Below are 6,756 nucleotides of genomic sequence, written 5' to 3'. Positions count from 1 at the left end.
GGCGGCGCGCACCAGCAGCTCGGCCCCGGCGATCAACAACAGCAGGCCACCGAACAGTTCGATCAGGCTCAGCAGCGGGATGGCATTGAGTAGGGAAATGTCCGGGCTCCGTCTATCAATTGTCGAGGGCTTGCACACGCACCCGTGCGGTGCCGCTGCGTAGCATGCCCAGTTGCTCGGCGGCAGCGCGGGATACATCGATCAGGCGGCCACGAGTGTAGGGGCCACGGTCGTTGATGCGGACCACGACACTGTCGTTGTTTTTCAGGTTGGTGACTTTCACCCGTGTGCCGAACGGCAACCGGCGATGGGCGGCGGTCAAGCCATGCTGGTTGAAGCGCTCGCCGCTGGCGGTGCGCTTGCCATGGTGCCTGGCACCGTAATAAGAGGCGACGCCGGTCTGGTCATAGCCGTGTGGATCGACCGTCCCGCTCTGGCTGGCGCAACCGGCCAACAGGGACAGCAGGGCGCAGGCGCCGAGGAGACGCTTCATGTAGGGGTTTCCAACTACAGATAGGGGCGCTGGCCAGTGAGAGAAAAGCCTGTGGGAGCAAAGCTTGCTCGCGACGAACGATAACGCAGTCCACTGATGGATCAAGGTGTCTTCATCGCGAGCAAGCTTTGCTCCCACAGGATCTCTCCCACAAGGGAGAGTGGAGCCAGGCTTGAAATCTGGCTCCATGGTCATCAGCCCTCGAGCTTGCTTTTAAGCAGTTCGTTGACCTGTTGCGGGTTGGCCTTGCCCTTGGAGGCTTTCATGGCCTGGCCGACGAAGAAACCGAACATCTTGCCGCGCTTGGCTTCGTCTGCCGCACGGTATTGCTCGACTTGCTCGGCGTTGGCCGCGAGCATTTCATCGAGTACGGCGCTGATCGCACCGGTGTCGGTGACTTGCTTCAAGCCGCGCTTCTCAATGATCTCATCAGCGCTGCCTTCACCATTGGCCATGGCTTCGAAGACCATTTTGGCGATCTTGCCGGAAATGGTGTTGTCCTTGATCCGCAACAGCATGCCGCCCAGTTGCTCGGCCGATACCGGCGACTGGTCGATCTCCAGGCCCTGCTTGTTCAGCAGACTGCCCAATTCCACCATCACCCAGTTGGCCGCCAGCTTGGCGTCGCCGCCGATGCTCACGACTTTTTCGAAGTAATCGGCCTGTTCGCGGCTGGTGGCCAGGACGTTGGCGTCATAGCTCGACAGCCCGAACTGCGCCTGGAAGCGCTCGCGTTTCTGGGGTGGCAGTTCCGGCAAGGTGGCACGCACGTCATTGAGGAACGAGTCCTCGATCACCACCGGCAGCAGATCCGGGTCGGGGAAGTAACGGTAGTCGTTGGCTTCCTCTTTACTGCGCATCGGACGGGTTTCGTCCTTGTTCGGGTCGTACAGGCGAGTCTGCTGGATGACCTTGCCGCCGTCCTCGATCAGTTCGATCTGGCGCTGGATCTCGCTGTTGATCGCCTTCTCGATGAAACGGAACGAGTTGACGTTCTTGATCTCGCAGCGGGTGCCGAATTCAACCTGGCCCTTGGGGCGGATCGACACGTTGCAGTCGCAACGCAGCGAGCCTTCGGCCATGTTGCCGTCGCAAATGCCCAGGTAGCGCACCAGTGCGTGGATCGCCTTGACGTAGGCTACGGCTTCCTTGGCACTGCGCATGTCCGGTTCAGAGACGATTTCCAGCAACGGCGTGCCGGCACGGTTCAGGTCGATGCCGGTGGCGCCGTTGAATTCTTCGTGCAGGCTCTTGCCGGCGTCTTCTTCCAGGTGCGCACGGGTGATGCCCACGCGCTTGACCGTACCGTCTTCCAGGGCGATGTCCAGGTGGCCCTTGCCGACAATCGGCAATTCCATCTGGCTGATCTGGTAGCCCTTGGGCAGGTCCGGATAGAAGTAGTTCTTGCGGGCGAATACGTTGTGCTGGCCAATCTCGGCGTCAATCGCCAGACCGAACATCACCGCCATGCGCACGGCTTCGGCGTTGAGCACCGGCAGCACGCCGGGCATGCCCAGGTCGACCAGGCTGGCCTGGGTGTTGGGCTCGGAGCCGAACGTGGTGGAGCTACCGGAAAAGATTTTCGACCGGGTGGTGAGCTGGGTATGAATCTCCAGCCCGATCACGACTTCCCATTGCATGTGTTTCTCCTCAGAAGCCGGTTGGGGTGCGGGTGTGCCAGTCAGTGTTCAACTGATACTGGTGAGCCACATTGAGCAGGCGGCCTTCCTGGAAGTACGGTGCGAGCAACTGCACGCCCACCGGCAGGCCATCGACGAAACCGGCCGGCATGGACAGGCCCGGCAGGCCGGCGAGGTTGGCGGTGATGGTGTAGACGTCTTCCAGGTACTCAGCGACCGGGTCGCTGCTCTTGGCGCCGAGTTTCCAGGCCGGGTTCGGCGTGGTTGGGCCAAGGATGATGTCGACCTCGTTGAAGGCGGCCATGAAGTCGTTCTTCACCAGGCGACGGATTTTCTGCGCCTTGAGGTAGTAGGCATCGTAGTAGCCGGCGGACAGCGCGTAGGCACCGACCATGATCCGGCGCTGCACTTCGGCGCCGAAGCCTTCGCCACGGGAGCGCTTGTACAGGTCCATCAGGTTGTCCGGATTTTCGCAGCGATAGCCGAAGCGCACGCCGTCGAAACGCGACAGGTTCGAGGACGCTTCCGCCGGGGCGATCACGTAGTACGCCGGAATCGCGTGCTGCATGTTCGGCAGGCTGATTGGCTTGATCACCGCGCCGAGCTTCTCCAGTTCCTTGATGCTGTTGTGGGTCAGCTCGGCGATGCGCGGGTCCAGGCCGGCGCTGAAATATTCCTTCGGCACGCCGATGCGCAGGCCCTGCAACGAGCCGTTGAGGCTGGCGCTGTAGTCCGGCACCGGTTCATCGATGCTGGTGGAGTCGTTCGGATCGAAGCCAGCCATGCCTTGCAGCAGGATCGCGCAGTCTTCGGCGGTGCGGGCCAGCGGACCGCCCTGGTCGAGGCTGGAGGCGTAGGCGATCATGCCCCAGCGCGATACGCGGCCATAGGTCGGCTTGAGGCCCGTGAGGTTGGTAAACGCCGCCGGCTGGCGAATCGAACCGCCAGTGTCGGTGGCGGTGGCGGCCGGCAGCAGGCGCGCGGCCACGGCGGCGGCGGAACCACCGGACGAGCCACCCGGTACGTGTTCCAGGTTCCACGGGTTTTTCACTGCGCCGTAGTAGCTCGACTCGTTGGCCGAACCCATGGCGAATTCGTCCATGTTGGTCTTGCCCAGGGTCACGGCGCCGGCTGCGGCCAGTTTGGCGACCACGGTGGCATCGTACGGGGCCTTGAAGTTGTCGAGCATCTTCGAGCCGCAACTGGTGCGGATGCCCTGGGTGCAGAACAGATCCTTGTGGGCAATCGGTGCGCCGAGCAGGGCGCCGCTCTCACCGTTGGCGCGACGGGCGTCGGCGGCCTTGGCCTGGCTCAGGGCCAGTTCTTCGGTGAGGCTGATGAAGCTGTTGAGCTGCGGGTCGAGCTGGGCGATGCGCGCCAGCAGGGCCTGGGTCAGCTCTTCGGAAGAAAACTTTTTATCGGCGAGTCCGCGGGCGATCTCGGCCAGGGTCATGTGATGCATGAGAGGCTCTTTCCCTTTAGTCGATGACTTTCGGAACCAGGTACAGGCCGTTTTCGACCGCTGGTGCGATGGACTGGTAGGCCTCGCGGTGATTGGACTCGGTCACGACGTCGGCGCGCAGGCGCTGGCTGGCTTCCAGTGGGTGGGCCAGGGGTTCGATGCCGTCGGTGTTGACCGCCTGCATCTCGTCGACCAGCCCCAGAATGCTGTTCAGGGCAGAAGTAATGTGTGGAAGATCGGCTTCATCGAGGCCCAGACAGGCCAGGTGAGCGATTTTTTCCACGTCGGAGCGTTCAAGCGCCATGGGATTCTCCAGTGGAAAACAAAACGGACGCAATCTGTCCGTGTGTTAGATTGTCGGAACACTACCGCATTTCTACGGTCCAGTGCCCTGTATCACAAATACTGTTCCTTTTTGACGGCCTCTATTGTCGTCAACAAAGGAACGTATCTGCGAAACAGGGCATTGGCCGCGATTTCGGGGTTTGGTGCACAGAAAAGCGGCCAATTTAACATATTGGCGCCTTGCCCAAAATCCCTGTCGTTGTTAGAGTTTGCCGCACTTTTTTACCCACGCGTTGCCTAGGGTCCCTTTCCCATGTTCAAGAAACTGCGTGGCATGTTTTCCAGCGATCTTTCCATTGACCTGGGCACTGCCAACACCCTTATTTACGTGCGCGAGCGCGGTATCGTCCTGAATGAACCCTCGGTCGTGGCCATCCGCACCCACGGTAACCAGAAGAGTGTCGTGGCTGTCGGTACCGAAGCCAAGCGCATGCTGGGCCGTACGCCGGGCAACATTGCAGCCATTCGCCCCATGAAGGACGGCGTGATCGCCGACTTCAGCGTCTGCGAAAAGATGCTGCAGTACTTCATCAACAAAGTTCACGAAAACAGTTTCCTGCAGCCCAGCCCTCGCGTGCTGATCTGCGTGCCCTGCAAGTCCACCCAGGTGGAGCGTCGTGCCATCCGTGAGTCGGCCCTTGGCGCCGGTGCCCGTGAAGTGTTCCTGATCGAAGAACCGATGGCCGCTGCCATCGGTGCCGGCCTGCCGGTCGAAGAGGCCCGTGGTTCGATGGTCGTCGATATCGGTGGTGGTACCACTGAAATCGCCTTGATCTCCCTCAACGGTGTGGTCTACGCCGAGTCCGTACGTGTGGGCGGCGACCGTTTCGACGAAGCGATCATCACCTACGTGCGCCGCAACTACGGCAGCCTGATCGGCGAATCCACCGCCGAGCGCATCAAGCAGGAAATCGGCACGGCCTATCCGGGCGGCGAAGTACGTGAAGTCGACGTTCGCGGCCGTAACCTGGCTGAAGGCGTTCCACGTGCCTTCACCCTCAACTCCAACGAAGTGCTCGAAGCACTGCAAGAGTCGCTGGCGACCATCGTGCAGGCGGTCAAGAGTGCTCTGGAGCAGTCGCCGCCGGAACTGGCGTCGGACATCGCCGAGCGCGGCCTGGTGCTGACCGGTGGTGGCGCGCTGTTGCGTGACCTCGACAAGCTGCTGGCTCAGGAAACCGGCTTGCCGGTGATCGTTGCCGAAGACCCGCTGACTTGCGTTGCCCGCGGCGGTGGCCGTGCATTGGAAATGATGGACAAGCACACCATGGATCTGCTCTCCAGCGAATAAGCCCGCCTGGATGGTCTATGTTGTTCGCTCCCCGGGCAGCACTTTGCAGTGCTGCCCGTTGACGTTTATCTTCTGTCATTCGTATCCAGGCCGGTTTGATGCCGTATGAATAAAGAAAACATTTGCCTGGGAGGAGCGGCTTATTAAACCGCTTTTCGCCAAAGGCCCCTCATTGGGTGTGCGCCTGCTGGTGCTGACCGTGCTGTCGGTCGCGCTGATGGTGGTCGATGCCCGTTTCACGCTGCTCAAGCCAGTGCGCAGCCAGATGTCGCTGGTATTGATGGAATCCTACTGGATCACCGATTTGCCGCAGCGCTTGTGGCAGGGTGTTGCCAGCCAGTTTGGCAGCCGGACCGAGCTGGTGGCCGAAAACGAAAAACTCAAGACCGAGAACCTGCTGTTGCAGGGACGCATGCAGAAGCTGGCGGCCCTCACCGAGCAAAACGTGCGGCTGCGCGAGCTGCTCAATTCCTCGGCGCTGGTCAACGAGAAGGTCGAAGTGGCCGAGTTGATCGGCATGGACCCCAACCCCTTTACCCATCGCATCATCATCAACAAGGGTGAGCGCGACGGTGTTGTCCTCGGCCAGCCGGTACTCGATGCTCGCGGCCTGATGGGGCAGGTGGTGGAGTTGATGCCCTACACCTCTCGCGTGCTGTTGCTGACCGATACCACCCACAGCATTCCCGTGCAGGTCAACCGCAACGGCTTGCGGGCGATTGCCAGTGGCACCGGTAATCCGGAGCGCCTGGAGCTGCGGCACGTCGCAGACACCGCCGACATCAAGGAAGGCGACCTGCTGGTCAGTTCCGGTCTCGGTCAGCGATTCCCGGCCGGGTATCCGGTGGCGACGGTCAAGGAGGTTATACACGACTCAGGTCAGCCGTTCGCTATCGTGCGTGCGGTGCCAACGGCTGCGCTGAATCGCAGCCGATACCTGCTGCTGGTATTCAGCGACAACCGCACCCCGGAAGAGCGCGCCAACGACGCCGCCGTGGCCCAGGAGGCCGAGGACCGGCAGAACATCGACTCGACCGCGACCCCGGTTATCCCGGCTACAGTCCCGGGCACAACACCGGCACCTGCCCCGGCTGCAACGACCCCGGCGCCAACGCCGGCCACCCAAGCCCCGGCGACTCAACCCGCAAGGCCCGCGGCCAAACCGCCTGTCTCCACGCCGGCCACCGCGCCAGCCACCAGGGGAGCACGAGAATAATGAGCAGTACACATTCCGGTAACGGCTGGATGGTCTGGCTGACGTTCGCCATCGGCCTGTTGCTCAGCGTTTCGCCGCTGCCACAATTCATGGAAATCCTGCGCCCGCTGTGGCTGGCGCTGCTGCTGGCATTCTGGGCGCTGGCGCTGCCGCACAAGGTCGGCATGGTCACCGCCTGGTGCCTGGGGCTGGCCGAAGACGTGCTTTATGGCACGTTGCTGGGGCAGAACGCGCTGATCCTGACGCTGATCACGTTCCTGGTGCTATCGCTGCAACAACGCCTGCGGATGTTCCCCATGTGGCAGCAGT

Annotated in this window: 7 protein-coding genes; 3 read left to right on the top strand and 4 right to left on the bottom strand. The window is 61.8% G+C overall.

All coding sequences use genetic code 11. From position 1 onward, the window contains the following. Window positions 1-115: 115 nt before the first annotated feature. From GSM73_RS18170 to gatC, 4 genes are all read right to left on the bottom strand, one after another. Window positions 116-493, bottom strand: coding sequence for a septal ring lytic transglycosylase RlpA family protein (locus tag GSM73_RS18170; RefSeq protein ID WP_047228684.1), 378 nt, complete (start codon window positions 491-493; stop codon window positions 116-118). A 194-nt stretch (window positions 494-687) separates the two neighbouring features. Further along, window positions 688-2,133 (bottom strand): Asp-tRNA(Asn)/Glu-tRNA(Gln) amidotransferase subunit GatB, encoded by a 1,446-nt coding sequence (gene gatB / locus GSM73_RS18165; protein ID WP_047228683.1) that lies wholly within the window; start codon window positions 2,131-2,133, stop codon window positions 688-690. A gap of 10 nt (window positions 2,134-2,143) precedes the next feature. Next, entirely contained in the window at window positions 2,144-3,595 is a 1,452-nt protein-coding gene (gene gatA, locus GSM73_RS18160; RefSeq protein WP_107321878.1) for an Asp-tRNA(Asn)/Glu-tRNA(Gln) amidotransferase subunit GatA, read from the bottom strand. Window positions 3,596-3,611: 16 nt separating this feature from the next. Continuing rightward, the gene (gene gatC / locus GSM73_RS18155) at window positions 3,612-3,899 is read right to left on the bottom strand and encodes an Asp-tRNA(Asn)/Glu-tRNA(Gln) amidotransferase subunit GatC (protein ID WP_047228681.1); all 288 of its coding nucleotides are present in this window, start codon (window positions 3,897-3,899) and stop codon (window positions 3,612-3,614) included. Between the two features lie 294 nt (window positions 3,900-4,193). Between gatC and mreB the strand changes: the two genes are divergently transcribed. The 3 genes from mreB to mreD all read left to right on the top strand — a co-directional run. Beyond that, a complete protein-coding gene (mreB, locus tag GSM73_RS18150) occupies window positions 4,194-5,231 on the top strand; it encodes a rod shape-determining protein MreB (protein ID WP_002555108.1) in 1,038 nt (345 codons plus the stop codon). Window positions 5,232-5,373: 142 nt separating this feature from the next. Then, window positions 5,374-6,447: a rod shape-determining protein MreC gene (mreC, locus tag GSM73_RS18145; protein ID WP_080962907.1), complete on the top strand. Its 1,074-nt coding sequence runs from the start codon at window positions 5,374-5,376 to the stop codon at window positions 6,445-6,447. After that, window positions 6,447-6,756, top strand: a 310-nt coding sequence (gene mreD, locus GSM73_RS18140) for a rod shape-determining protein MreD (protein ID WP_256676947.1), incomplete at its 3' end; no start/stop codon positions are given. The genes mreC and mreD, both read left to right, overlap by 1 nt.

This window comes from Pseudomonas sp. PICF6 (assembly GCF_009831705.1).
Classification (GTDB): Bacteria; Pseudomonadota; Gammaproteobacteria; order Pseudomonadales; family Pseudomonadaceae; genus Aquipseudomonas; species Aquipseudomonas rhizophila.
The sequence above is the reverse complement of the archived record's forward strand: the minus strand, read 5'-3'. Positions and strand labels throughout refer to the sequence as shown.

What these genes read in the sequence shown, in the direction of transcription:
- gatC (WP_047228681.1), bottom strand. Translation starts at nt 3,899, where the DNA reads ATGGCGCTTGAACGCTCCGACGTGGAAAAAATCGCTCACCTGGCCTGT.
- mreB (WP_002555108.1), top strand. Translation starts at nt 4,194, where the DNA reads ATGTTCAAGAAACTGCGTGGCATGTTTTCCAGCGATCTTTCCATTGAC.
- GSM73_RS18170 (WP_047228684.1), bottom strand. Translation starts at nt 493, where the DNA reads ATGAAGCGTCTCCTCGGCGCCTGCGCCCTGCTGTCCCTGTTGGCCGGT.
- gatA (WP_107321878.1), bottom strand. Translation starts at nt 3,595, where the DNA reads ATGCATCACATGACCCTGGCCGAGATCGCCCGCGGACTCGCCGATAAA.
- gatB (WP_047228683.1), bottom strand. Translation starts at nt 2,133, where the DNA reads ATGCAATGGGAAGTCGTGATCGGGCTGGAGATTCATACCCAGCTCACC.